We start from the raw sequence: 24,723 nt of genomic DNA, 5'->3' as shown, positions 1-24,723 counted from the left end.
GCGGGCGGGGGACGGAACATCTCGCGCGCGGCTATTCGACCTGGGTGGTGATCTGCGCCGGGATCTGCCCGTTGTCCTGCCGGGTGAGCACGCAGTAGAACCCCCGGCTCGGGTCGGTGGTCTCGTCCTGGGGCTTGAGCTCCCATTCCTTCTGGGTCGGCACGATCGCCCGGTAGGTGAGGCTCCCGCGCTGCTGCTCCGGCACCACGTCGGAGTGGAAACTGAGCCGGCAGCGCGCTTCCGCGGCCGCGCTGGCCTCGTCGAGTCCCGGGTAGGCGGCGACCTTCGCGTCTTCGCTGCCGAACCCGCTCGAGCTGTCGACGGGCAGCAGGTTGTGCGAGTCGTACACCTCGAGCGTGTGGTTCTTGTCGCAGTCGCCGGTGCTGTCGCTGCTGATCACCACACCGGGCTGGACCACGACGTTGTAGCAGAGGTCCGTGGTGGAGATGGAGAGCTTGAGGTACCCGTCCGTGCCATAGGTCACCGTGTCGAGCTGCTGCGCGTCCTCGGACGGCGACCAGACCGGCAGGCCCAGGAAGAACCCGCCGACGAGCGCGACGACCGCGAGTACCGCGCCCGCGACGACCCACCGGCGGGTGTTGCGCGGACGCTGCGGCGACTGTGCCATAGCGGGCAGCGCGACAGTGCCCGGAGGGGGTGTACGCCGGTCGTTCCCGGACGCGGTGGCCAGCAGCGCACGGGCCTGGCCCGCCGTGAGCCGCGCTTCGGGCTGTGCCACGAGCAGCCCGGCGACCACCGCGGCGAGCGGGCCCTGCACCCGGGTCGGGTAGGGCGCCTCGGTCATCACCGCGTGCAGTGTCGCGGCGGTGGTGGGACGTTCGAACGCGACGATGCCCTCCACCGCGAAGAACAGCGTGGCGCCGAGCGACCAGAGGTCCGATTCGGGCATCGCTTCGCGGCCCTCGACCCGCTCCGGGGCCATGAAAGCCGGGGAGCCGACGAGGGTGCCGGTGGCGGTGAGCCGCGGATCGTCGACCGCGTGCGCGATGCCGAAGTCGGTGAGCTTCACCCGGCCGTCGGGGGCGACCATGATGTTGGCCGGCTTCACGTCGCGGTGCACGATCCCGGCGGCGTGCGCGGCCTGCAGCGCGGACAGCACCTGCTCCCCGATCACCGCGACCTGCGGGGCCGGCATCGGGCCGTACTGGCGCACCAGGTCCGCGAGCGTGGGTGCCTCGACCAGCTCCATCACGATCCACGTGGCGCCGCCGTCGGTGACCACGTCGAACACCGTGACGACCGCCGGGTCGTTGAGCCGCCCGCCTGCCCGGACCTCGCGCAGCACGCGCTCGGAGATCGCCGCCCCGTCCCCGCCCCGCTCCGGGGACAGCCGCAGTTCCTTGATCGCGACCGGCCTGCCGATCACCTGGTCCTGCGCTCGCCAGACCACTCCCATGCCGCCCCGGCCGAGTTCGGCGAGCAGCAGGTAACGGCCGGCCACCACACGGGCGCCCGCGGCCGGGTCGTAGGGGCGGGTCTGTTCGTCAGTCACGGGGTGGGGCTCCTCAGTCGGGTTCGCGCAGATGCTAGTCCGACCGCACGGCCGCGGTGCGGGTTCCGCCGGATCCGCCCCGGGTTCAGCCGGCGAAAGTGAGCCCGATCAGCACCACGTTGAGCACGATGATCACCGCGGCGACCACGCCGGCCAGCACCGTGGTGAGGCGCCGGTTGACCTGCTCCCCCATCAGCGCGCGGTCCGCGGTGAGCCGGATCAGCGGCACGAGCGCGAACGGGATGCCGAACGACAGCACCACCTGCGACACCACCAGCGCGGCACTCGGATCGGCCCCGGCGGCGAGCACCACCACCGCGGGGATCAGCGTGACCAGCCGCCGCAGCAGGATCGGGATCCGCTTGCGCAGCAGGCCCTGCATGATCATCGCGCCCGCGTAGGCACCGACCGAAGTGGACGCCAGCCCGGAGGCCAGCAGCCCGATCGCGAACAGCAGCGCCACACCCGGGCCGAGCGCGACAGCGACCGCCCCGTGCGCCCCCTCAATTGTGTCGACCCCTTGCTGTCCTTGCAGATTCGCCGCGGCGACCAGCAGCATGCCGAGGTTCACCGCGCCGGCGAGCAGCATCGCGAACCCGACGTCGTACCGGGTGGCGCGCAACAAGCCGCGCCGGCGTTCCGGTGGCACCGCGCCGTGCCGGTCGCGGACCAGCCCGGAGTGCAGGTACACCGCGTGCGGCATCACCGTGGCGCCCAGCATCGCCGCGGCGATCAGCACACTGCCGCTGCCGCTGAAGCGGGGCACGAGCCCGTGCGCGATCCCGGCAGCCGACGGCGGTGCCACGAACAGGCTCGCCAGGAACCCGACCGCGATCACCGCGAGCAGGCCGGTCACGACGCGTTCGAACGGGCGCTGGCCACCGCGGTCCTGCACTGCCAGCAGCACCAGCGAGACCAGCCCGGTGATCAGCCCGCCGGCCAGCAGCGGAAGCCCGAAGAGCAGGTGGAGCGCGATCGCGCCGCCGACCACCTCGGCCAGGTCGGTGGCCACCGCGACCACCTCGGCCTGTGCCCAGTACGCCAGCCGGCCCGGACGGGACAGCCGCTCACGCAGCGCCTCCGGCAGCGACCGGCCGGAGACCAGCCCGAGCTTCGCGGAGAGGTACTGCACCAGCACGGCCATCAGGTTGGCCGCGACGATCACCCAGACCAGCAGGTACCCGTACCCCGCGCCGGCGCTGATGTTGGCGGCGACGTTACCCGGGTCCACATACGCGATGGCGGCCACGAACGCCGGGCCGAGCAGTGCGCTGCCCGCGCGCAGCCGGGACAACCGGCCCGCTTGCGCCACCGCCATTCCGCCCCCACCCCACTACTGTCGCGCTGCCTAAACCAAAGTTTAGGCTTGCCGAACTTCGGCGGGCAAGGGTGTGCTGCGCCACCGCTACGGGTGCTGTCGTGGAGGCGGTCAGCCGGGGAGGGCCACGTCGTGGCCGGAGTCCCGGAACGCTTGGACGGCGCGGTCCAGCTCGTCCGCCCGGACGAGGATGTGGTCGGTGTCGAATGTGGACAGTGAGAACAGCGCGACCCCGGCGGCGGCCAGCTCGGACGCGAGCGCCGAGATCACGCCGGTGAGCGTGAACCCGAGCGGCCCGCGCACGCTGAGCAGCCGCCAGCCGCGCTCGACGGTGCCGCCTTCCGGTTCCCGCTCGGCGTGGCAGATGACCGACAGCTCGTGCGGCGTCCGCGTCACGGAGACCAGGAACGGGCCCGGGGCGAGCAGCTCGGCGGGCACCGGGGCGTCGGCGGGCAGCCGGACCACCGAGTACGCCCCGCGCTGGACATCGATCGCGAGGCGCTTCATCAGCCTTCGAGAACCTTCGGGCTGGAGGCGACCTCGGTGCCGTCGGGCAGGGTCGAGATCGTGAAGTCGGCGAACACGTTGGCCGCCGCCTTCTGCAGCTGCCGGAGGCATTCCACGGCCAGCGCGCGGATCTCGACGTCGGCGTGCTCGGTCGCGCGCATGGCGACGAAGTGGCGCCAGGCGCGGTAGTTGCCGGTCACGACGATGCGGGTTTCGGTCGCGTTGGGCAGCATCGCGCGGGCGGCCTGGCGCGCCTGCTTGCGGCGCAGCGTGGCACTCGGCGCGTCGGCGAACTTGTCCTCCAGGCCGGCCAGCAGCTCGGTGTAGGCGTCCACGCTCGCCTGCGCGGCCTTGACGAACTTCTCGTGCAGCTCCGGATCGTTCGCGATCACGTCCGGCTCGACGAACGCGGCGTCCCGCTCGGGCACGTACCGCTGCGACAGCTGCGAGTAGGAGAAGTGCCGGTGCCGGATCAGCTCGTGGGTCAGCGAGCGCGAGATGCCGGTGAGGTAAAACGTCACGGAACCGTGCTCCAGCACGGAAAGGTGCCCGACGTCGATGATGTGCTCGAGGTAGCCGGCGTTGGTCGCGGTCTTCGGGTTCGGCTTCTTCCAGGACTGGTAGCAGGCGCGGCCGGCGAACTCGGCGAGCGCCTGCCCCCCGTCGGCGTCGGTCGACCACGGCACTTCCTCCGGCGGGAAGAACTCCGTCTTCGCGATCAACTGCACTTGGGGCGACACGGTCTCGGCCACGACACCACTCCCTCTTTCCTCGGCGACTCCGCGGGCAGCCTAACCGCCGGGACGGCCACGGTCCGGGAGCGGGGCGGCATGACACCACGGTGACTTGACATGGCGTCATATGTGACGTCATAGTGGCGTCATGGACTTGACGCCGTACCTCTCGAACCTCCGCGAGGACCTCGCGAACACGGCCTCCGCCGGGGATGAGCAGACCCGGCGCGCGGCCACCCTGCTGTCCTCGGCTCTGGAACCCTCGGCCCGGCTCGTGCTGATGAACGCGCTGTCCGATCTCGCCGCCGAGGTGACCGCGGCGCTGCCCGGCCAGGTCGTGGACGTCCGGCTGGACGGCCGCGACGTGCGGGTGGTCGTCACCGGCGCGGAGGAACCGCCGTCGCCGGGTCCGCACCACTCCGCACCGCCTCCGCCGCCACTCGACGGCGGCGACATCTCGCGGATCACGCTGCGGCTCGTCGAGCAGATGAAGGCCCAGGCCGAACAGGCCGCGGCCGCGCAGGGTATTTCGCTGAACACGTTCGTCGCGCAGGCCGTGCAGGGGGCACTCGGCCAGGCGCAGCAGCACCAGCAGCGTCACGAGCGCTGGAACCAAGGCAGCCGCACCGAGACCAAGCTGCACGGCTGGGTCGAAGGCTAGAAGGGGGCACCACCATGGGCGAGAACCGGGAAGACCAGGGGAACGACACCGAGGCGGCCGCGGACGCCGCCGAACCGCGGGCCGGCGAGACCACCGGCAGCACCGCGGCGGGAGACGAGCCGAGCGACGGAGCGCGGGCGGAGGACGCGTCCGGAACGGCCTCCGTCACCGAAGAGTCCACTTCGGACAGTGGTGGCTCCACTTCGGACGCGGGACCCTTTGTGCGGCTTCAGGACTTCGACGCGGGCGGTCCGCTGGAGCTGGACCTGGGCGTCACGATCGGACGGGTCGAGGTGCTGCTCGACCGGGAGTCCGGGGCTTCGGTCCGGCTGCAGCACGACACCGGCGAGCAGCCGTCGTGGGTGAACGGGGTGAGCACCCTGCTGTCGTGGGTCGGTGAGCGGTTCGGGGACCAGCTCGGGGTCGCGCCGCAGACCTCCGCGGGCGACGCGGTGCGGCAGGCACGGATCGAGAAGACCGGCAACCGGCTCGTGGTCCGCGCGGCCAAGGCGTGGCAGCTGCGGAACGTACCGGTCTCGGTCACCGTGCACGCGCCGGTCGGATCGCACGTCGAGGTACGTGCAGGGTCGGCGGACGTCGTCGTGTCCGGAACCGCGGGCCGCGCGGACCTGCTCACCGGCTCCGGTGAGGTGTCACTGGAACGCGCCGACGGCACGGCGATCGTGCGCACCGGCACCGGTTCGGTGAAGCTGGGCCCGACGCTGGCCGGTCTGCAACTGCGCACCGGCAGCGGTTCGGTGGAGGCGACCTCGGTCGCCGGCTCGGTGACGGTCGCGACCGGCACCGGCAGCGTCTGGCTCGGCACCGTCGCGGGCGAGGTGATGGCGCGTACTGGCAGTGGTGACCTGTCGGTGGCCGACGGAGCGTCCGGCTCGCTGGAACTCATCACCGGCTCCGGCGAGGTGCGCGTGGGCATCCGCGAAGGCGTACGCGCCGAGGTGGAACTGGCCTCCGCGACGGGCCGCGTGTCGAGCGAACTGGACGTGACGAGCGCACCCCCGGAGGGCGACGTCGCCCTGCACGTCCGCGCCCGCACCGGCACCGGCAACGCCGTCGTGACGCGCGCCGCCGGCTGACCACCACCGCCACCACCACGCCCGGCGACCACCCCGCCCGCAGCGACCGGCACCCGAACCACGCCCGGCACCCGCGCGGACGGCCACAGGGGGAGGCGGCGGGCCACACCGGACGGCTCGGTGTGGCCCGCCGCTTCGCACCGTCGTGGGGTCGGTATAGGCGGGATCGGTGCAGGCGGATTCGACACCCGCGGGGCTCGGCACCCGCGCACCCGGGAACCACGGACCCAGCACCCGCGGGGCTCGGCATCCGCGGGACTCGGCAACCACCGGACCCGGCACCCGCGCACCCAACCCACCGGGCTCGTCACCCGCACACCCAGCACCCGCGGACTCGGCAACCACACACCCAGCACCCACCGGACCCAGCACCCGCGCACCCAACCCACCGGGCTCGACACCCGCACACCCAGCACCCGCGGACTCGGCAACCACACACCCAGCACCCACCGGACCCAGCACCCGCGCACCCAACCCACCGGGCTCGACACCCGCACACCCAGCACCCGCGGACTCGGCAACCACACACCCAGCACCCACCGGACCCAGCACCCGCGCACCCAACCCACCGGGCTCGACACCCGCACACCCAGCACCCGCGGACTCGGCAACCACACACCCAGCACCCACCGGACCCAGCACCCGCGGACATCCTGCCGGTGCTCACGCAGGATGCCCGCGCGAAGCCCCGCCGCACCATGCCGGTTCACACCGTCGCCCGCTCGGCTTCCGCTCAACCACCCGGTTCACGCTGCCGCCCACCGGACACGCACGTGACGCCACCCGCCCACACGGCTTTCGCGGCAGCCACCACTTCATGCCACCCGCCTGCTCGGCGTTCGCAGCCACCCGCCGATTCACGCTGTCACCCCACGGACACGAACCTGAGGCCATCACCCACACCGCTATCGCAGCGACCTGCCACTGCGTGTCACCACCCGCACGCAACACACCACCTCGTGCCGCCACTCGCAGCGGCCCGGAGATTCGTGCCGCGCCCTGCCGTCCGGAGTGCGCGCCGCTTCCGTCGTCCCGCCCGAGTCATCCGGCGTTCTCGCCCCGAGCCGAACCAATCCGGGACCGACCCGTGGCCGCTGGATCAGGAGACCAAACGTCGCAACGATGTGGCCAGGTTTCCTCGGTTCCCCACCGTGACGGTGTCCAGGCCCAGCCACTGCGCCATGTGCCGGAGTTCGCCCGCCAGTTCGGTGGTGACCCGGGGGACGTCGATGTCCGGTTCGCCGAAGGCTCCCTGTACGCGCAGCGTTCCGGCGGCGCGGTCGGACTTCAGGTCCACCCGGGCCGGCAGCGCGCCGTCGAGCAGGAACGGGAACACGTAGTACCCGTACTCCCGCTTCGGCTCGGGGACGTAGATCTCGATGCGGTACCGGAAGCCGAACAGCCGCTCGGTGCGGCCGCGTTCCCAGATCAGCGGGTCGAACGGGCACAGCAGCGCCCGCCCCGGCACCGCCCGCGGGGTGCGGGCCTCGGCGTGCCGGTAGGCGGTCGCCCGCCAGCCCTCGACCCGGACCGGTTCCACAACGCCTTCCGCCACCAGTTCGCCGACCGCGTGCCGCGTCACGTCCGGCCCCAGCCGGTAGTAGTCACGCAGATCCGGTTCGGTGCCGATGCCCAGTGCGCGCGCGGACCGCTCGATCAGGCCCCGCGCCCCTTCCTCCACGCTCACCCGCCGGGACAGGACCTCCGGCGGAACCACCCGTTCGGTGAGGTCGTAGAGCCGCTCGAACGACCGCCGCGTGCCGGTGGACAGCTCGCCGAGCCCGAACAGGTACTCGCACGCCTTCTTGACCACCGAGCGTTCCCACCACGCGCCCGGCCCGCGCCGCTCCCCTTCGGTCTCCAGCGCCCGCTCGATCGCACCGGCGCCGATCGGCCCCCGTTCCTTGACCACCGCCAGCACGTCCTCCAGCAGGCCCGGCACGGTCTCCACGACCTCGGTGTAGTGGCGCCACCAGCCGTCCCGCTTCGCACCCGAGCGCAGCAGCGGCCAGTCCTCGACGGGCAGCAGGCTCGCCTCGTGCGCCCACGATTCGACCAGCATCCGCGGCCGCCGGGGCCGGTGCGCCCAGGCCGCCTCGTCGACGAGTGCCGGATCGTAGGCGCCCAGCCGCGAGAACAGCGGCATGTAGTGCGCGCGCACGGCGACGTTGACCGAATCCAGCTGCAGCAGCTGAACCCGCGACAGCACCCTGGACAGGTGCCGCCGCGTCGGGGCCGAGGCGGGTCGGGGGTCGGCGAACCCCTGGGCGGCCAGCGCGCTGCGGCGGGCCACGGAAAGGCTGATCGTCTGCATGGTGCCGCCATGGTGCCAGCCACCCCCGACAGTTTCGGTACATTGCCCGCGTGAGTGCCGCCGAAGTCCGTCCCGCGACCCCGTCCGACGCCGTGGAGATCGCCCGCATCCAGAGGCTGACGTGGCGGGCGGCCTACACCGATCTGCTCGGCGCCGACGCCCTCGCCGACCTCGACGCGGCCGACCTCGAAGGCACCTGGGCGGAGACGATCGGCTACCCGGACTCCGCGGTGTACCTGGCCACCGAAGGTTCGTTCACGGTCGGCTACTGCGTGGCCGGTCCCGCGCCACACGACGAAGCCGCCACCGCCGCCGGCACCCTGCCCGAAGACGCCGGGGCGACCGGCCTGATCGCTTCGCTCGTCGTCGAACCGCGCTGGGGACGCCGGGGGCACGCCGGTCGCCTGCTCGCCACCGCCGCCGAGGGGCTGCGCGCCGAGGGCCTCACCCGGGGAATCACCTGGGTCGCCCAATCGGATCACGCGACGCTCGGGTTCTACCGGCGCGCGGGCTGGACGCCCGAAGGCACCGTCCGCACCCTCGACACCGGACGCGGCACGCTGCGCGAGGTCCGGCTCACCGGCACCCTCGAGCTGGAGCTCACCCGCTGACCGGCTCCGCGAACACCACCCAGCGCATCACCGCGTACATGAACACGCCCTCGCACGCCCCGGCGATCAGCCGCGACAGGTGGTATTCCACGCCCAGTGCGGAAAGCCCGGCGCCCAGCCCGAGCAGGAATGCCGCGTAGTTGATCCCGATCGCCACGCCGTACCGCACCGCCTGCCGCCCGACCGGTGCGTGCGAACGGAAGTTCAACGCCCGGTTGAGCACGAAGCTGAGCCCGAAGGCCAGTACGTAGGACAGGCTGATGGCCAGCCACAGCGGCCAGCCGAGCCCGCCGTGGAACAGCGTGAGCAGCAGCAGGTCGACGCCGAAGGTGCAGCCGTTGATGACCGCGAAACCCAGGAAGCTCGGTGCGACGATCCGGGACAGCCCGAACGGGAGGATCCCGACGACCGCCACGCAGTATCCGGCGAAACGATCGGCGGAACGGAGGTCGGGCACGCCCCCGATCCTGGCAGCGGAAGGTGTCCGGGATCGGTCCGGCAGGTGAGCACCGGTGGTCGGCACCCGCGGGAATACGGGGGCTAACCCCCGTGACCTTTTCGTGACGGCTGCTAGCGTGGAGACCAGGATCACTCGACCGGGGGGGGAGGCGCGATGGGCTGGCTGCTCGTGACCCTCGGCGTCGCCTTCGGTTCCGCCATCGTGCCCCTGGTCAACGCCGAGCTTTTCGTTCTCACGCTGTGCGCGAGCCAGCAGAATCCGCACTGGCTGTGGCTCGGTGGCGCGGTCGCGATCGGACAGATCGCCGGCAAACTGCTGTACTACCTGGCCGCACGCGGCAGCATCCGGCTGCCGAAGTTCCTGCACGACCGGGTGCACGCGGAGCGTCCGCTCACCCCGCGCCGGGTGCGCTGGCAGCAGCGCACCAAGCTGATCCGCTCGAAGGTGGAGGCCCTGCGCGAACGCTGCCAGCGGCATCCGCACTGGATGACCACCACCTACGGGATCAGCTCGGTGGTCGGGCTGCCGCCGTTCATGGCCACGAGTGTGCTGGCCGGCGTGGTGCGGATGCGGCTGGCCACCTTCCTCGCCGCCGGGCTCGCCGGCCGCTGGGTGCGGTTCAGCCTGCTCGCGGCGGCACCGGCGGTGTTCACCGGCTGGCTGCACTGATCCGCTGACCAGCGGCATCAACCCGATCCGACGTGCCGTGCAGGCCTCGCGGACCGCGTCAACCCCTACTTCGGGGACGACCCCTGTTTTCGCTCGGCTCCTTCGAGTTCCACGGCCTTGCGCATGGTCGCGCGGGCACGGCGGCGGTCGCCGGCGACGTCGTAGGCGTAGGCCAGCCGGTACCAGCCGCGCCAGTCGTCCTGGTCGGCTTCGACCTCGGCACGACGTTGGTCGAACCAGCCGTCCGCCGCGTCGCGGTCCACCCGGCCGGACGGCCGGCGCGGCAGGTCCGACACGTCCGGCAGCCCGCCCTCGGCGTCCAGCCGCCGCGACAGGCGCTGGATCTGCGCGCCGGAACGCCACGTCACGACGATGATCCAGACACCCAGCAGCGGAAGCAGGAAAACCCCGATGCCGAGCGCGATTCCGGCCGCGGTGCCGGTGCCGATCAGCGCCACCGCCCGCTCGGCCAGCAGCACCAGGTACACCACCAGCGCCGCGGTCAGCAGCAGCGCGAGATTGCGGGCCTTCACAGGTCGAGCACGTTCTCCAGGCCGACCGTGAGGCCGGGGCGGGACACGACGGTACGCACACCGAGCAGCACGCCGGGCATGAACGACGAGCGATCGATGCTGTCGTGCCGGATGGTCAGCGTCTCCCCCTCGCCGCCGAACAGGATCTCCTCGTGCGCCACCAGCCCGGGCAGTCGGACCGAATGCACCCGCACGCCACCGACCTCCGCGCCGCGCGCACCGTCCACTTCGGACGTGGTGGCGTCCGGACCCGGTTCGAGACCGGCAGCGGCGCGGGCCTCTCCGATCATCCGCGCCGTGTGCGCCGCGGTGCCGGACGGGGCGTCCGCCTTGCGGTTGTGGTGTAGCTCGACGACCTCCGCCGAGGCGTAAAACCGCGCCGCCTGCGCCGCGAACCGCATCGCGAGCACCGCGCCGAGCGCGAAGTTCGGCGCGATCAGCACCCCCAGCTGCGGTTTCGCGGACAGCAGCTCCCGCAGCTCGGCCAGCCGTTGCTCGGTGAAGCCCGTGGTGCCGACGACGACGTGCACGTCGTGGGCGATCAGGTGCCGCAGGTTGCCCATCACCGCGTCCGGGTGGGTGAAGTCCACGACGACCTGGGCGTCTCCCAGGCCGGCGAGGTCGTCGCCGGCGTCGAGTGCGGCCGCCAGCTCCAAGCCCTCGGCTTCTTCCACGGCGTTCACCACCGTGGCGCCCATACGGCCGCGCGCGCCCAGCACGCCGACGCGGATCGGGGACTCGGTCATGACGCAATCACCTCGTGCAGTTCGTCGGGCAGGTCGTCGGCGTGAGCGTACGGCCCGACCACCGCGGCGGCAGGCGCACCGCCGGGACGGCGCAGCAGAGTGCGAGCGAGCGCACACACGTCCTCGGTCGTCACTGCGTCGATCCGCGCGATCGTGTCGTCCACGCCGAGGTACCGCGCGTAGTTCAGCTCGTTCTTGCCGATCCGGGACATCCGCGAGGCGGTGTCCTCCAGGCCGAGCACGATCCCGCCGCGCAGCTGGCCCTGGGCACGCGCCACCTCGGCGTCGTCGAGGCCGTCGGTGGCGACCTGCTCAAGCAGCTCCCGGATCACGCCGGCGACTTGGCCGAGACGCTCCGGCTGGCAGCCCGCGTACACCGACAGATGACCGGTGTCGGCGTAGCTCGCGACCGACGAGTACACCTGGTAGGCGAGCCCTCGGCGTTCCCGGATCTCCTGGAACAGCCGGGAACTCATGCCGCCGCCGAGCGCGGCGTTGAGCACCGACAGCGTGAACCGGCGTTCGTCGTGGCGGGGCAACGCGGGGAAGCCGAGCATCACGTGCGCCTGCTCGGTGTCGTCCGGGTGCAGCGCCAGCTTCGGCGCGGTGCGCAGCCGGGCGCGGCCGGAGCGCGGGGCCACCGGCGTGCCGGTTCCGCCGAGCCGGCCGGCCAGTGCCCGCCGGACCAGTCGCAGCACCTGCTTGTGCTCCACGTTCCCGGCGACCGCGAGCACCATCCGCGGCAGCGTGTAGCGGCGGCGGTAGAACCCGCGCAACGCCACCGGGGACATCTCGGTGATCGACTTCTCGGTGCCCAGCACCGGACGGCCGAGCGGGTGATCGCCGAGGATCGCGCCGACGAACGTCTCGTGCAGCAGGTCCTCGGGATCGTCGTCCCGCATCGCGATCTCCTCGAGCACGACGCTGCGTTCGGTGTCCATGTCCCGGTCGGTGCACAGCGCTTCGAACACCACGTCGGTCACCAGGTCGAGACCGAGCGGCAGGTCCGCGTCGAGTACCTGCGCGTAGTAGCAGGTGTGCTCCTTCGCGGTGAACGCGTTGAACTCACCGCCGACCGCGTCGATCTCCTCCGCGATCCGGGTGGCGTCGCGGGTGCTGGTTCCCTTGAACAGCAGGTGTTCCAGGTAGTGCGCGGCACCGGCGACCGCGGGCGGCTCGTCGCGCGAGCCAACCCCGACCCACAGCCCGACGGTCGCCGAACGGGAGGCCGGAACGTGCTCGGTGATCACCCGCAGACCGCCCGCGAGGACACTCCGCCGGACGACCGCACCGTCCGCGGTGGACTCGAGCGTGCGGGTGGTGCCGACGGGCTGCTCGTGCCCGGAAACCTGCCGTGCCATGGATTCCTTTGCATCGCGTACACCGAAGGCCCCCACCCCCGCGCCCCGTGAGTGGCGAAGCCGGTTCTCACCGGCCTCAGCACTCACGAGGCACGTACGGGTCAGGGGCCTTCGTGGGGTTCTTCGGTCGGACTACTTGGCCTCGGCCTTGTCCGCCTGCTCGGCACCGCCTCCGGCGGGCTTCTCGGCGTCCTCGTCCTGCACGACGATCAGGCTGATCTTGCCGCGGTTGTCGATGTCGGCGATCTCGACGCGGAGCTTGTCGCCCACGTTGACCACGTCCTCGACCTTGCCGATCCGCTTGCCGTTGCCCAGCTTGGAGATGTGCACCAGGCCGTCCTTGCCCGGCAGCAGCGAGACGAACGCGCCGAACGCGGCCGTCTTCACCACGGTGCCGAGGAAGCGCTCCCCGACCTTCGGCAGCTGCGGGTTGGCGATCGCGTTGATCTTGCCGATCGCGGCCTCCGCGGACGGGCCGTCCGCCGCGCCGACGTAGATCGTGCCGTCGTCCTCGATCGAGATGTCCGCGCCGGTCTCCTCGGTGATCGAGTTGATCATCTTGCCCTTCGGGCCGATGACCTCGCCGATCTTGTCCACCGGGATCTTCACCGACGTGACGCGCGGGGCGTACGGGCTCATCTCGTCCGGGGCGTCGATCGCCTCGGCGAGGACCTCGAGGATGGTGTAGCGGGCGTCCTTGGCCTGCTTCAGCGCACCCGCGAGCACCTCGGACGGGATGCCGTCGAGCTTGGTGTCCAGCTGCAGCGCGGTGATGATGTCCTTGGTGCCGGCGACCTTGAAGTCCATGTCGCCCAGCGCATCCTCGGCGCCGAGGATGTCGGTGAGCGCGACGTAACGCGTCTCGCCGTCGACCTCGTCCGACACCAGGCCCATGGCGATGCCCGCGACCGGTGCCTTCAGCGGCACACCGGCGTTGAACAGCGACATGGTGGACGCGCAGACCGAGCCCATCGAGGTGGAGCCGTTGGAGCCCAGCGCCTCGGAGACCTGGCGGATCGCGTACGGGAACTCGTCCCGCTTCGGCAGCACCGGCAGCAGCGCGCGCTCGGCGAGCATGCCGTGGCCGATCTCGCGCCGCTTCGGCGAGCCGACGCGGCCGGTCTCACCGGTGGAGAACGGCGGGAAGTTGTAGTGGTGCAGGTACCGCTTCGTGGTCTCCGGCGACAGCGAGTCGATCTGCTGCTCCATGCGGAGCATGTTCAGCGTGGTGACGCCCAGGATCTGGGTCTCGCCGCGCTCGAACAGCGCCGAACCGTGCGCCCGCGGGATCACCGCGACCTCCGCGGACAGCTGGCGGATGTCGGTGAGCCCGCGCCCGTCCATGCGGATCTTCTCGGTGAGCACGCGCTTGCGCATGATCTTCTTGGTCAGCGCCTTGAACGCACCGCCGACCTCCTTGTCGCGGCCCTCGAAGACCTCGCCCTCACCCAGGCCGAGCTTGGCCAGCACGGTGGCCTTGACCTCGTCGGTCGCGGCGTCCCGGTCCTGCTTGCCGGGAATCTGCAGCGCCTTGGCCAGCTCCTCGTCGGCGATCGCCGCGACGGCCTCGTAGAGGTCCGGCTGGTAGGCCGGGTAGACCGGGAAGTCGCCGGTCGGCTTGGCGGCCTCGGCGGCCAGGCGCTGCTGCGCCTCGCACAGGGCCTTGATGAACGGCTTCGCGGCTTCGAGGCCCTCGGCGACCGAAACCTCGTCCGGCGCCTTGGACCCGGCGGCGATCAGGTCGAGGGTGTGCTCGGTGCCCTCGGCCTCGACCATCATGATCGCGACGTCGTCACCGACGATCCGGCCGGCGACGACCATGTTGAAGGTCGCCTTCTCCAGCTGCGGCCAGGTCGGGAACGCCACCCACTGGTCCTCGATCAGCGCGACGCGCACGCCGCCGACGGGACCGGAGAACGGCAGGCCGGCGATCTGCGTGGACGCGGACGCGGCGTTGATCGCCAGCACGTCGTACGGGTCGTCCGGGTTCAGGCTCTGCACGGTGATGACGACCTGGATCTCGTTGCGCAGGCCGTCGGCGAAGGACGGGCGCAGCGGCCGGTCGATCAGCCGGGCGGTGAGGATCGCGTCGGTGGACGGGCGGCCCTCGCGGCGGAAGAACGCGCCGGGGATGCGGCCGGCGGCGTACATCCGCTCCTCGACGTCCACGGTGAGCGGGAAGAAGTCGAAGTGCTCCTTCGGGTGCTTCGACGCCGTGGTCGCCGACAGCAGCATGGTCTCTTCGTCCAGGTAAGCGACCACGGAACCGGCGGCCTGACGGGCCAGCCGGCCGGTCTCGAACCGCACGGTGCGGGTGCCGAACCGGCCGTTGTCGAGCACGGCCTCGGTTTCGTGCACGGTGACTCCGGTGGAGTCGGTCATAGGGTCTGTCTCCTCTTTGTTGCCTTCGTTGGGCGCGAGTCTCCCACCCTGGGACCCGGTTCACCCGAGGACGCTCGAGGATGCTGGCCGGTCTTCGATCGAAGCCCCCGGGTCCGCACCCGGGAACCACTACCGAGGACCGGCGGAGTAGGTCCTCCAGCGCGCTCGCGCCGTGGGGTGGTGCTTGCGGCGAGGGGGAGCGACCGGACCGGTCACTCCCCCTCGCGGCGTGCTATCGACGCAGGCCGAGCCTCTTGATCAGGTCACGGTACCGCGCCACGTCCATCTTCTCGGTGTAGTTCAGCAGCCGGCGGCGACGGCCGACCAGCAGCAGGAGACCACGCCGGGAGTGGTGATCGTGCTTGTGCATCTTGAGGTGTTCGGTGAGGCCGGTGATGCGCTTGGTCAGCAGGGCGACCTGGGCCTCGGGGGATCCGGTGTCCGAGTCGTGCAAGCCGTACTCGGCCAGGATCGTCTTCTTCTCATCGGTGGACAGCGCCACTGGTGTTGCTCCTCGGGTTGATCAGTGCCGTGGGGCCCGCACCGCGCCACGCGGCCGGGTAGCCGGTCTCGGCCGCCACGGACTGCAGCCGGACCCGTTCGTCGAGGTTACCAGCCGTGCGGGGCGCTCTTACGCGCGGTGCAGGCCGAACCGGCCGACCGTGCGGTACGGCCGCCCACCGCTCGCCATCAGGACGACCTCGCCTGCCGTCCAGGTCCGGCTGCGGAAGCCGGCCAGCCGCTGTGCCCACTGCCGGGCCGGGCCCGGATGTTCACGGGGGTGGCGCGCCAGCGTCAGGTGCGCGCGGTAGGGCCGGTCGTCCCCTGCCCCCGCCGCGAGCGCGAGAGCGTCGAGGCCTTCGCCAGCGGCGGCCAGCCAGAGGACGCCGGGGAAGGTGCCCGAGCCCCGCAGCCGGACCTCGACGGCCGGGCGCCCGTCCAGCACCCGGGCGAGCCAGGCGGTGACCTCGGCGGGGTCGGCCTCGCCGTGGAAACCGAGGGTGATGTGCCATCCGGCCGGATCGGTCCAGCGGAGCCGCCCGGAGGTGGCGGGGCCGGGAGTGCCGAAGTCCGGAGGGCCGGGGTGGGGTGGAGTGCCGCGGTCAGACGGGCTGTCGGCTTGCGGTGGGGCGTCGGCATGCGGCGAAGCACTGGAGTGCGGCGATGTGCCTGCGCGTGGTGGGCCGCTGGGGCGGGACGAAATACCGGGAGACGGTGCGACGGCCGCACCGTCTCCGGCGTTCGCCGGTCCGTTCTCCGCTTCCCCGGCTTCGCGCAGTGCTGCCTGCACCGACGCCGCCACGTCGAGCGGCAGGCGCAGTGCGGAGAACAGCAGCACGGGGGGCTACTGGCCGGCGCCGGCCCGGCGCAGCAGGTCGGCGATCGCGGGGAAACCATCGTCGAGCAGCTTCGCGGCTTCGCTCAGGTTCTCGTCCTCGGCGACGTCGCGCAGGACCGCCAGTGCGGCCTGTTCGTCCGAGCCCACCGGGATGTTGTCGCGGCCGACCGTGGGCCGCGAATCACGCACGTCCTCGAGCGCGACCTGCATCGCGTCTCGGTCGCCCGCGGCGACCTCGGGCACCAGGATCTTGCGTTCGAGCATGATCATCCGGGCCAGCACCACCGGGTTGCCGATCTTCGCCCGCCTGCCGCTCATCACCTGGCTCAGCATCGGCGCGCTGATCCCCAGCACCTCGGCCAGGAAAGCCTGGGACACGTCGAAGGCCACCACCAGCCGGCGTACCCGATCACCCAGCGGCTCGCCGTACCACTCCCGCTGCAGCGCGATGTTCCGCTGGACGATCTTGTGGTCCTCCACCAGTTCCGCTCCCCTAGCCCCGTGTCCGGCCTCGACACGCCCCTCGCACCGGCTCGGTGCCGTCGGCGGCCGCCCGGGTCATCTTGCCATCCGGATCGCCCGCGGCGGGCCGGAACGTCCCTTTCCACCCCTCGGTCACGCCCTTCCGGCCCGACCGGGGGACGGTTCACCCGAGTGCGTCGCGCGTGCGCGCCACGTCGTCGTCGATCTGCTTCACCAGGTCCGCCGACCGGCCGAACCGCTCCTGGTCGCGCAGCCGGGTGACGAAGTCGAGTGCCACGTGCCGTCCGTAGAAGTCCTCGTCGACGTCCAGCACGAACGCCTCCACGGTGCGTTCCCGGCCGGAGAAGGTCGGGTTCGTGCCCACCGACACCGCGGCACGCAGCCGTCTGCCCGGATCGGACAGCCGGCTGAACCACGCGGTGTAGACGCCGTCCGCCGGAACCGCGGCGAACCGCGGCGTGGACAGGTTCGCCGTCGGGTAGCCGAGTTCGTGGCCGCGACGGTCACCGCGGACCACGATGCCCTCGAGCCGGTGCGGCCGGCCGAGCGCGTCCGCCGCGGCCACCACGTCGCCCGCGTCGATGCACGAACGCACATAGGTGGAGGAGAAGGTGATGTCGGTGCTGCTCCGCGCGTCCCCGCCGGACTCGGCGAGGGAACGGCCCTGCAGCTCGGCACCGTAGGCGACGAAACCGAACCGGCGGCCGAGCTCACGCAGCAGGGCGACGTTGCCCGCCGCCTTGGCGCCGAAGGTGAAGTTGTCGCCGACCAGCACCGCGGCCGCGTGCAGCCGGTCGACCAGGACCTCGTGCACGAACTCGTGCGGGCTCAGGCGCGAGAGCTCCAGGGTGAAGGGCAGTACGCAGAACACGTCCGCGCCGAGCCCCTCGACCAGTTCCGCCTTGCGCCGCAACGAGGTCAGCTGCGCGGGGTGGGTGCCGGGGCGCAGCACCTCGGAGGGATGCGGGTCGAACGTGACCACCACGCTCGGCAGGTCCCGCTCGGCGGCCGCGGCCACCGTGCGGGCGATCAGTTCCTGATGCCCGCGGTGCACGCCGTCGAACACGCCGATGGTGACCACGCACCGTCCCCAGCCGCCCGGAAGGTCCCCGAGCCCACGCCACCGCTGCACTGCCGTCAACTCTCCCCGCACCGGTACCCTTTGGCCCCACCCTAGGCGGGCAGCAGGACCACCACCGAACGGGTCACTCCCTCGGTGTCCGAGGCCAGGGCCAGCACGTGCCCGTCGGGGGCGAACAGGCCGTAGGTGCCGTCGATGCCGGCGGCCGGGATGCGCCGCCCGTACTGGATCGCGCGCGCGGTGGCCGCGTCGAGATCGCGGCGGGGAAAGGCCGCGGCGACCGCGGCGTCGAGGTCCAGCGACAGCTCGGGCGTGTCCTCGAGCTGGTCGAGGGTCCGTGCCCTGGCGAGCGTGAACGGCCCGACTGTGGTGCGGCGCAAGGCTTTCAGGTGTCCTCCGACGCCGAGCGCGGCGCCGAGGTCGCGGGCCAGCGCACGGACGTAGGTGCCCGAGGAACACTCCACGACGGCGTCGAGTTCGATCCGGTCGTCCTCGCGGCGCACGGCCAGCACGTCGAAACGGTGCACAGTCACCGGCCGCGGCGGGAGGACCACGTCTTCCCCGGCACGCACCCGGGCATAGGCCCGCTTGCCGTCGATCTTGACCGCGGACACGGCGCTGGGCACCTGCTGGAGCTCACCGGTCAACGCGGCGACGCCGTCGGTGATCCGCGCGTCGGCGACCGCGGCGACGTCCTCGGGGGTGGCGGTGGACAGGGTCTCGCCCTCGGCGTCGTCGGTGGTGGTGGCCTGGCCGAGCGAGAGGGTGGCGAGGTAGGTCTTGCGGTCGAGCGCGAGGTGGCCGAGCAGTTTGGTGGCGCGTTCGATGCCGAGCACCAGCACCCCGGTGGCCATCGGGTCGAGCGTGCCGGCGTGGCCGACCTTGCGCGTGCCCATGATCCGCCGGGCCCGGGACACCACGTCGTGCGACGTCATCCCGGCCGGTTTGTCGACGATGAGCAGTCCGGGCGGCGGAGCGGGGCGGCGCGGTTCCTTCGGGCGAGACACGGGCGGCACCCTACCGACCGGCTGGTGCGGCCCCGATCGGTGACCGTCCGTCACCCGATCGGCGGCTGCCGGGTGCTGCTTCCGACTGTGACGATCCTGCTACGGGCTGCAAGGAGGGGCAATGGCGCACTGTTCTTACTGTTGTCTGCCGGTCGCGCTGACGAAGACGCGCAGGCTGCCGAAGCACTATTCCGATTCAATCGAGTTCCTGGGCTGGGCGCAGGTCGAATGCAAGGGGTCCGGCACAGCCAGATACGACTCCTCCGTCCGCGCGTGTCGCCGGAGAAGAAGCCGCCAGGCCTGTCCGCATCCCCACTGCGGCCGAAAGCTCACCTTGAAGAAGAACGGCAAATTCCCCGTGCACGACAACCTGTCCGGAAAGGAATGCCGGGTGTCGGAAGACAACCGGACCTGACCGACCCGGGTCTCAGGCCGCCAGCCGGACGGGTTCCGGGAGCCGGTCCCAGCGGTGCCGCCGGATGCGGACCGGGACCTGCTCGCCCCGGGCCTCGGCGGCGAACAGGTGCGCTCGGGCACGCCGCCACCAGGTCAGCATCCGCCAGGTGCCCAGTGCCAGTACCGCGACCACGGCCAGCAGCGACAGCCGGAAGTCGCCGCCGGTGAGCTGGAGCAGGACGCCGACCAGCAGGGCGGTCACCGTGGTGGCCACGAAACCCCCGACGTTCACCACGCCGGTCGCGGTGCCGACGCGGTCGAGCGGGTTGTAGTCGCGGGCGAGGGCGAACCCGATCATCGACGCCGGACCGCCGAGGGCCAGGAACGCGAACGCGGGCACCAGCACGCCGACCGGCAGCGGGCCGCTCCAGCCGAGCAGCACCGCCCACACCACCGTCGCCCCACCGAGGTAGCCGCCGACCAGCGGCATCCGCAGCGACGGGCGGCGGCCGATCAGCGCGCCCAGCACCGGGCCGCCGGCCATCGAGCCGAAGACGAACACGGTGAGCAGCGCGCTCGCGGTCGCGGCGGGCAAACCCTGTCCCTGCACCAGAAACGGCACACCCCACAGCAGGGTCAGCACGTTCGGCGCGAACATCGTGCTGAAGTGCACCCAGAAACCCAGCCGGGTGCCCGGCACCGACCAGGCGGCACGGACGGCCCGGCCCAGCTGCGCCGGCCGCACCGCTTCCCGCACCGGTTCAGGTTCGCCGGCCGGGGTGTCCCGCACCCGCAACGCGACCGGCACGGCGTACAGCAAGGTGACCGCACCGACCGCGATGAAGGTGAACGTCCACCCCGGACCGTCGAGCAGCAGGGTGAGCGGGACGGTGGCGGCGAGGTTGCCGACGTACCCGATCGCGGAGGTGAAGGAAGTCAGCAACGCGTACTGCCGGCCAGGGAAGTGCGCGGCGACGAGCCGCAGCACACTGACGAAGGTGAGCGCGTCGCCCAGCCCGAGCACGCCGCGGGCGAGCAGGCCGAGCCCGTAGGTGTCCGCGACGCCGAGCAGCAGCTGCCCGCTGCCGAGCACGAGCACGGCGGTGAGGAGCACTCGCCGCGGCCCGTACCGGTCCACCAGGACGCCGGTGGGGATCTGCATGGCGGCGTACACGCCCACTTGGAGCACGGTGAAGGTGCCGAGCGCCGCGGCCCCCACCCCGAACCGGTCCGCCGCCTCGAGCCCGGCGACGCCGAACGAGGTCCGGTGGAACACGGCAAGCAGGTAGACCAGGACAGCGGTGAGCCAGATGAGCCAGGACCGGGCAGTAGCACGACCGGCGGGCGACAAGGGTTCCTCCACAGGGCAGACAGGCGTCGGACAGTCGTCGGGTACGGGAATCGGGTACGGAGACCGGGCAGGAAAAGACGACGACGCTGCCGCCCCGTTGGTTGTATCGCCTTGACCGGCCCGATACATAGCCGTTATCCGGGTGGCATTCACCACACGGGCCGGGACGGTGCCGCGGCTTTCGCGCCGGCTGGAGCGGCGCCGTTGTGGAGCAGCCGGAAGCCTCCCGGCGAACGCGCGCAAGCCACCACGCGGAACCACGTCCACCGCACCGCGGCAGGTAGCTACGGCGCACAGCCACTTCCGGCGAAGCACCGATGCACTCGGACGCCCGGTGGCCTACCGGGCAGGCGGGCCAGCTACCCGCACCCAGCTGCAACAGCACCGATCTACCCAGACACCCCACCGGCCCACCGAGGCAGCCCGCCACCTACCCACACCCGACCGCAACAGCCCGGGACCCGGCGTGCGTCACGGCCCGGTGGCCGGGTCCGGTCAGGTGGCCCGGATCGCGCCGGTCACTGCCCAGTTGCCGGAGCGCCAGCGGGCCACCACGGCGGCCAGGCGGAAGACCATGAACAGCGAAAGCCCGCTCCAGATGCCGGTGAGGCCCCAGTCGAAAGCCAGCGACAGCCAGATCAGCGGCAGGAACCCCAGACCCGCGCTGACCAGCGTCGCGGTGCGGAGGAAGGCGGCGTCGCCGGCGCCGAGGAGGACACCGTCCAGGGCGAAGACGACTCCGGCGATCGGTTGCAGTGCCACGAAGAACCACCACGCGTGCGGTATTTCGCCGAGGACTCCGGGATCGGAGGTGAACGCATGCGGCAGGGTGCTCCACAGCGCGGCGAACACCACGCACAGGAAACAGCCGAAAACCAAGCCGTAGAGGGCGATCTGCGTGGCGATACCCCGCGCCTGCCGTGCCGCCCCGCCGCCCAGCGCGGCGCCCACGAGCGACTGCGCGGCGATCGCGACCGAGTCGAGCACGAGCGACAGGAACGTCCACAGCTGCAGCACCACCTGGTGCGCCCCCACCGCCTCGGTCGAGGTGCGGGCGGCCACCGCGGCGGCCGACACGAAACACGCCTGGAACGCCAGGCTCCGCAGCACCAGGTCCCGGCCGAGACTCAGCTGTGCCCGCATGACCCCGAAATCCGGACGCAACGGCACGCGTTCCCGCGCCAGCGCGACGAAGAACAGCGTGGCCGACACGATCTGTGCGACGACGTTCGCGATCGCCGAGCCTTCCAGCCCCAGCCCCGCCACGTACACCAGCAACGGGCACAGTACGGCGGAAATCCCGTTGCCCGCCAGCACATACCGCAACGGGCGCGCGGCGTCCTGCACCCCGCGCATCCAGCCGTTGCCCGCCATCGTGACGAGGATCAGCGGCGCGCCGAACAAGGCGATCCGCAGCCATGACACGGCGGCCGCGGCGATCTCGTCGCTGCCGGACAGCGCACGTGCGACCGGCCCGGCCAGCGCCTGCCCCGCGACCAGCAGCACCAGCCCGACGAGCACGGCGAGCCAGGTGGCCTGCACGCCCTCGCGCACCGCGTCGGGCCGCCGCCCCGCACCGTGCAGCCGGGCGGTGCGCGAGGTCGTGCCATAGGACAGGAACGTGAGCTGGGTGGAGATCTGCGACAGCACCACCCCGCCGAGCGCGAGCCCGGCCAGCGGCAACGCGCCGAGGTGGCCGACCACGGCGGTGTCGACCAGCACGTACAACGGCTCGGCGGCGAGCACGCCGAGCGCGGGCACGGCGAGCCCGAGCACACGGCGCGCCGGAACACGCTCGGCAGGTTCCACGACGGACGGGACGCTTTCAGACACGGGACGAGCCTAACGACCACCTCCGACAATTCCCGCCACGCGGACGCCAGGGAAGCCGGATTCGCAGGTCTCGGAGGTCTCGGAGGTCTCGGAGGTCACAGGCCGGGCAGGACCGGCACGGCGCGAATCACGGCAGGCGCAGCAGCGGTGCCCGGTCCAGTGCCTTCCGGAGCCGGTCCAGCACCTCCTCGGCACTGCCCGCCACCGTGCAGCCCGCCGCCATCCGGTGTCCGCCGCCGCCGAGCTCCGCGGCCGCCGCGGACACGTCCACGTCGCCTGCCGAGCGCAGCGAGACCGTCCACACCGGACCGTCCCCGGTGGACGCGGTTTCCTTCAGCACGGCCGCGACCCCGGCTTCACGGGTCGTGCGGACCACGTCGATCACCGACTCGACCTCCTCGATGCGGACGGTCGCCACGGAGGCGGCGCCTACGACCGTGTGCACGAAACCGAAGCCCTGTGCGGCTTCCGGTTCGAGACGGGCCTGCGCGAGCACGGTGGACAGCATCGGCAGCCACGCGAACGGGTGGTCGTCGACGATCCGCCGCGCCACCTCCGCCGGGTCGGCGCCTGCCTCCAGCAGGTGGGCCGCGATCCGGTGCGTTTCCGGGCTCGCACGACGGAAACCGCTGGTGTCGGTGACGATTCCGGCGTACAGGCTGCGCGCGGCCGCTTCGTCCAGCTCGGCACCCATCGCCTCGATGATCCGGGTGACGAGCACTGCCGTCGCTTCCGCGGTCTCGTCGACCACGTGGTGGGTGCCGTAACGGGTGTTGGTCGCATGGTGGTCGACGACGAGCACAGCGTCCGCCGCCGTCACCCGTGGCGCCAGCCGGCCCAGCCGTGCCGGGGTCGGGGTGTCCAGTGCGACCAGCAGGCGGTCTGCCGGGGGCAGGTCCGCGACGCGGGTCAGCAGGCCGTCGACGTCGAGCCAGGCGAGCGTTTCCGGGGTCTCGTCGGGCTCGCCGAAGGCGACGCGGACCCGGGCGCCGCGGCGGTGCAGCACGTGGCCGAGGGCCAGCGCACTGCCGAGTGCGTCCGCGTCCGGCCGCACATGGCCGAGCAAAGTCACGTCCGTGGCCCCCGCCAGCAGCGCGGCCGCGGCCTCGATGTCCTGCACCAGAGAAGCTGTCACAGCGCGTCACGCTACGCTCTGCGGGATGCCTGAGTACGTGATCCTCGTTCTTCCGTCCGCCAACCGGGTCTACGCCGCGTCGGCGCCTGCGCTGCTGCGTGCCGAGCTCGAGCTGTTCGGCACGGCCGGCCTGCGCGCCTCGGTGTCGGCGATCGAGGAGGTCGAGCTGGGCGGTGTCGGCTACGTGAAGTTCGCTTGTGCCGAACCGCTGGACGAGCCGGACCTCGCGCTGCTGTCGAACCTGTCGTCGCTGTACGCGTTGTTCGAGCTGCGCGACGGCCTGCTGGCTCCGGTGCCCGTGCGTCCGCTCGCGGAGACGGACTCGGATCTGCTCACGATCCAGAAGTACGCGGGCAAGACGAACGAGCAGTTCACCAAGCTGCTGCTCAACCTCACGCTGCTCGCCACCGCGGCTCCCGCGGACTGGCCGGGCCGGCCGCTGCACGTTCTCGATCCGCTGTGCGGCCGCGGAACCACGCTCAACCAAGCGATGATGTACGGCTTCGACGCGACCGGCCTCGACGTCGACAGCCGGGATTTCGAGGCGTACGAGCAGTTCCTGAAGACCTGGTTGCGGACGAAGCGGGTGAAGCACACGGCCGATTCGGGACAATTGCGTCGCAACAAGACCAGGCTCGGCCGTCGCCTCGACGTCGAGTACGCCTTCGACAAGGCTGATTACAAGGCCGGCCGCACCCGCCGTCTCACCTACTTCAACGCCGACACCCTCACCACTGACGAGCTGCTTCGGCCGTCTTCGGTGGACCTGGTGGTCACCGACGCGCCGTACGGCGTGCAGCACGGCAGCCACCGCGACGCGGGCCTCGCTCGCAGTCCGCGCGATCTCCTCACGGCCGCAGTGCCGGTCTGGACACGCGTACTGCGACCAGGCGGTGCCATGGGGATCTCGTGGAACACCCATGTGCTGCCTCGTGAGGAACTGGTGACGATCCTGGCGCGCGCGGGTCTCGAGGTGCGCGAAGGTGGCGCGCACGAACAGCTTGCGCACCGCGTGGATCAAGCGATCGTGCGTGATCTCGTGGTGGCGGCCAAGCCGGCCTGACCGGCGTACCGCGCCCGGGGAGGGTCACGGCCGGCCACCGGGCGGACGGGGCATCCGGGGGTGGCGCACCCATCGGGGTGGTGCGCCGGGGGCGGGCGGCGACGCGCGCCGCGGCACCACTCGGCAGGG

The 24,723-nt window shown here is 71.8% G+C and carries 23 protein-coding genes; 5 read left to right on the top strand and 18 right to left on the bottom strand.

Going from position 1 to position 24,723, the window contains the following annotated elements; all coding sequences use genetic code 11:
• Positions 1-31 precede the first annotated feature (31 nt).
• The 4 genes from BJY18_RS01140 to thyX form a co-directional block, all read right to left on the bottom strand.
• Positions 32-1,513, bottom strand: coding sequence for a serine/threonine-protein kinase (locus tag BJY18_RS01140; RefSeq protein WP_184776923.1), 1,482 nt, complete (start codon positions 1,511-1,513; stop codon positions 32-34).
• Positions 1,514-1,598: 85 nt separating this feature from the next.
• Complete coding sequence (locus tag BJY18_RS01135; protein WP_184776921.1) at positions 1,599-2,831, bottom strand: Nramp family divalent metal transporter; 1,233 nt, start codon at positions 2,829-2,831, stop codon at positions 1,599-1,601.
• 111 nt (positions 2,832-2,942) lie between these two features.
• The gene (locus BJY18_RS01130; RefSeq protein ID WP_184776919.1) at positions 2,943-3,338 is read right to left on the bottom strand and encodes an ACT domain-containing protein; all 396 of its coding nucleotides are present in this window, start codon (positions 3,336-3,338) and stop codon (positions 2,943-2,945) included.
• Positions 3,338-4,090 (bottom strand): FAD-dependent thymidylate synthase, encoded by a 753-nt coding sequence (gene thyX / locus BJY18_RS01125; RefSeq protein ID WP_184776917.1) that lies wholly within the window; start codon positions 4,088-4,090, stop codon positions 3,338-3,340. The genes BJY18_RS01130 and thyX overlap by 1 nt, the downstream gene beginning before the upstream one ends.
• Positions 4,091-4,220: 130 nt before the next feature.
• Between thyX and BJY18_RS01120 the strand changes: the two genes are divergently transcribed.
• Positions 4,221-4,733, top strand: coding sequence for a toxin-antitoxin system HicB family antitoxin (locus tag BJY18_RS01120; protein WP_184776915.1), 513 nt, complete (start codon positions 4,221-4,223; stop codon positions 4,731-4,733).
• Positions 4,734-4,747: 14 nt separating this feature from the next.
• Complete coding sequence (locus tag BJY18_RS01115; RefSeq protein WP_221457472.1) at positions 4,748-5,830, top strand: DUF4097 family beta strand repeat-containing protein; 1,083 nt, start codon at positions 4,748-4,750, stop codon at positions 5,828-5,830.
• Between the two features lie 1,099 nt (positions 5,831-6,929).
• Here the strand turns inward: BJY18_RS01115 and BJY18_RS01110 are convergent.
• Positions 6,930-8,144 (bottom strand): winged helix-turn-helix domain-containing protein, encoded by a 1,215-nt coding sequence (locus tag BJY18_RS01110; RefSeq protein WP_184776914.1) that lies wholly within the window; start codon positions 8,142-8,144, stop codon positions 6,930-6,932.
• A gap of 50 nt (positions 8,145-8,194) precedes the next feature.
• On the opposite strand from BJY18_RS01110, the gene BJY18_RS01105 reads away from it, so the two are divergent.
• Positions 8,195-8,755: a GNAT family N-acetyltransferase gene (locus BJY18_RS01105; RefSeq protein WP_184776912.1), complete on the top strand. Its 561-nt coding sequence runs from the start codon at positions 8,195-8,197 to the stop codon at positions 8,753-8,755.
• Here the strand turns inward: BJY18_RS01105 and BJY18_RS36570 are convergent.
• The gene (locus BJY18_RS36570; protein WP_312873694.1) at positions 8,745-9,212 is read right to left on the bottom strand and encodes a GtrA family protein; all 468 of its coding nucleotides are present in this window, start codon (positions 9,210-9,212) and stop codon (positions 8,745-8,747) included. The genes BJY18_RS01105 and BJY18_RS36570 overlap by 11 nt on opposite strands.
• Before the next feature lie 156 nt (positions 9,213-9,368).
• On the opposite strand from BJY18_RS36570, the gene BJY18_RS01095 reads away from it, so the two are divergent.
• Positions 9,369-9,884, top strand: a complete 516-nt coding sequence (locus BJY18_RS01095; protein ID WP_184776910.1) for a YqaA family protein — start codon at positions 9,369-9,371, stop codon at positions 9,882-9,884.
• Positions 9,885-9,949: 65 nt separating this feature from the next.
• On the opposite strand, the gene BJY18_RS01090 is transcribed toward BJY18_RS01095, so the two are convergent.
• The 12 genes from BJY18_RS01090 to BJY18_RS01035 all read right to left on the bottom strand — a co-directional run bounded on the left by BJY18_RS01090 (position 9,950) and on the right by BJY18_RS01035 (position 23,531).
• Positions 9,950-10,417: a tetratricopeptide repeat protein gene (locus tag BJY18_RS01090; RefSeq protein WP_184776909.1), complete on the bottom strand. Its 468-nt coding sequence runs from the start codon at positions 10,415-10,417 to the stop codon at positions 9,950-9,952.
• Positions 10,414-11,163: a 4-hydroxy-tetrahydrodipicolinate reductase gene (dapB, locus tag BJY18_RS01085; protein WP_184776908.1), complete on the bottom strand. Its 750-nt coding sequence runs from the start codon at positions 11,161-11,163 to the stop codon at positions 10,414-10,416. The genes BJY18_RS01090 and dapB overlap by 4 nt, the downstream gene beginning before the upstream one ends.
• Positions 11,160-12,524, bottom strand: coding sequence for a M16 family metallopeptidase (locus BJY18_RS01080; RefSeq protein WP_184776907.1), 1,365 nt, complete (start codon positions 12,522-12,524; stop codon positions 11,160-11,162). The genes dapB and BJY18_RS01080 overlap by 4 nt, the downstream gene beginning before the upstream one ends.
• 132 nt (positions 12,525-12,656) lie before the next feature.
• Positions 12,657-14,906 (bottom strand): polyribonucleotide nucleotidyltransferase, encoded by a 2,250-nt coding sequence (locus BJY18_RS01075; protein ID WP_184776906.1) that lies wholly within the window; start codon positions 14,904-14,906, stop codon positions 12,657-12,659.
• A 232-nt stretch (positions 14,907-15,138) separates the two neighbouring features.
• The gene (rpsO, locus tag BJY18_RS01070; protein WP_184776905.1) at positions 15,139-15,408 is read right to left on the bottom strand and encodes a 30S ribosomal protein S15; all 270 of its coding nucleotides are present in this window, start codon (positions 15,406-15,408) and stop codon (positions 15,139-15,141) included.
• Between the two features lie 129 nt (positions 15,409-15,537).
• Positions 15,538-16,245: a 2'-5' RNA ligase family protein gene (locus BJY18_RS01065; protein WP_312873693.1), complete on the bottom strand. Its 708-nt coding sequence runs from the start codon at positions 16,243-16,245 to the stop codon at positions 15,538-15,540.
• A gap of 6 nt (positions 16,246-16,251) precedes the next feature.
• Positions 16,252-16,725, bottom strand: a complete 474-nt coding sequence (locus BJY18_RS01060; RefSeq protein WP_184776904.1) for a helix-turn-helix domain-containing protein — start codon at positions 16,723-16,725, stop codon at positions 16,252-16,254.
• Positions 16,726-16,891: 166 nt separating this feature from the next.
• Entirely contained in the window at positions 16,892-17,860 is a 969-nt protein-coding gene (locus tag BJY18_RS01055; RefSeq protein ID WP_184784330.1) for a bifunctional riboflavin kinase/FAD synthetase, read from the bottom strand.
• Positions 17,861-17,901: 41 nt separating this feature from the next.
• The gene (gene truB, locus BJY18_RS01050; RefSeq protein WP_184776902.1) at positions 17,902-18,816 is read right to left on the bottom strand and encodes a tRNA pseudouridine(55) synthase TruB; all 915 of its coding nucleotides are present in this window, start codon (positions 18,814-18,816) and stop codon (positions 17,902-17,904) included.
• 427 nt (positions 18,817-19,243) lie between these two features.
• A complete protein-coding gene (locus BJY18_RS01045) occupies positions 19,244-20,563 on the bottom strand; it encodes an MFS transporter (protein ID WP_246458729.1) in 1,320 nt (439 codons plus the stop codon).
• Positions 20,564-21,058: 495 nt separating this feature from the next.
• Complete coding sequence (locus BJY18_RS01040) at positions 21,059-22,396, bottom strand: MATE family efflux transporter (RefSeq protein WP_184776898.1); 1,338 nt, start codon at positions 22,394-22,396, stop codon at positions 21,059-21,061.
• 127 nt (positions 22,397-22,523) lie between these two features.
• A complete protein-coding gene (locus tag BJY18_RS01035; RefSeq protein WP_184776897.1) occupies positions 22,524-23,531 on the bottom strand; it encodes a DHH family phosphoesterase in 1,008 nt (335 codons plus the stop codon).
• Between the two features lie 25 nt (positions 23,532-23,556).
• On the opposite strand from BJY18_RS01035, the gene BJY18_RS01030 reads away from it, so the two are divergent.
• Positions 23,557-24,594, top strand: a complete 1,038-nt coding sequence (locus BJY18_RS01030; protein WP_184776896.1) for a TRM11 family SAM-dependent methyltransferase — start codon at positions 23,557-23,559, stop codon at positions 24,592-24,594.
• Positions 24,595-24,723 lie beyond the last annotated feature (129 nt).

The organism is Amycolatopsis jiangsuensis (genome assembly GCF_014204865.1).
In the GTDB taxonomy this organism is placed as follows: Bacteria; Actinomycetota; Actinomycetes; order Mycobacteriales; family Pseudonocardiaceae; genus Amycolatopsis; species Amycolatopsis jiangsuensis.
This window is presented reverse-complemented; position numbering and strand designations above follow the sequence as displayed.

Coding starts and splice junctions, on each gene's coding strand:
- BJY18_RS01120 (WP_184776915.1), top strand. CDS start 4,221: ATGGACTTGACGCCGTACCTCTCGAACCTCCGCGAGGACCTCGCGAAC.
- BJY18_RS01130 (WP_184776919.1), bottom strand. CDS start 3,338: ATGAAGCGCCTCGCGATCGATGTCCAGCGCGGGGCGTACTCGGTGGTC.
- BJY18_RS01110 (WP_184776914.1), bottom strand. CDS start 8,144: ATGCAGACGATCAGCCTTTCCGTGGCCCGCCGCAGCGCGCTGGCCGCC.
- BJY18_RS01030 (WP_184776896.1), top strand. CDS start 23,557: ATGCCTGAGTACGTGATCCTCGTTCTTCCGTCCGCCAACCGGGTCTAC.
- BJY18_RS01080 (WP_184776907.1), bottom strand. CDS start 12,524: ATGGCACGGCAGGTTTCCGGGCACGAGCAGCCCGTCGGCACCACCCGC.
- BJY18_RS01115 (WP_221457472.1), top strand. CDS start 4,748: ATGGGCGAGAACCGGGAAGACCAGGGGAACGACACCGAGGCGGCCGCG.
- BJY18_RS01095 (WP_184776910.1), top strand. CDS start 9,369: ATGGGCTGGCTGCTCGTGACCCTCGGCGTCGCCTTCGGTTCCGCCATC.
- BJY18_RS01075 (WP_184776906.1), bottom strand. CDS start 14,906: ATGACCGACTCCACCGGAGTCACCGTGCACGAAACCGAGGCCGTGCTC.
- BJY18_RS01135 (WP_184776921.1), bottom strand. CDS start 2,831: ATGGCGGTGGCGCAAGCGGGCCGGTTGTCCCGGCTGCGCGCGGGCAGC.
- dapB (WP_184776908.1), bottom strand. CDS start 11,163: ATGACCGAGTCCCCGATCCGCGTCGGCGTGCTGGGCGCGCGCGGCCGT.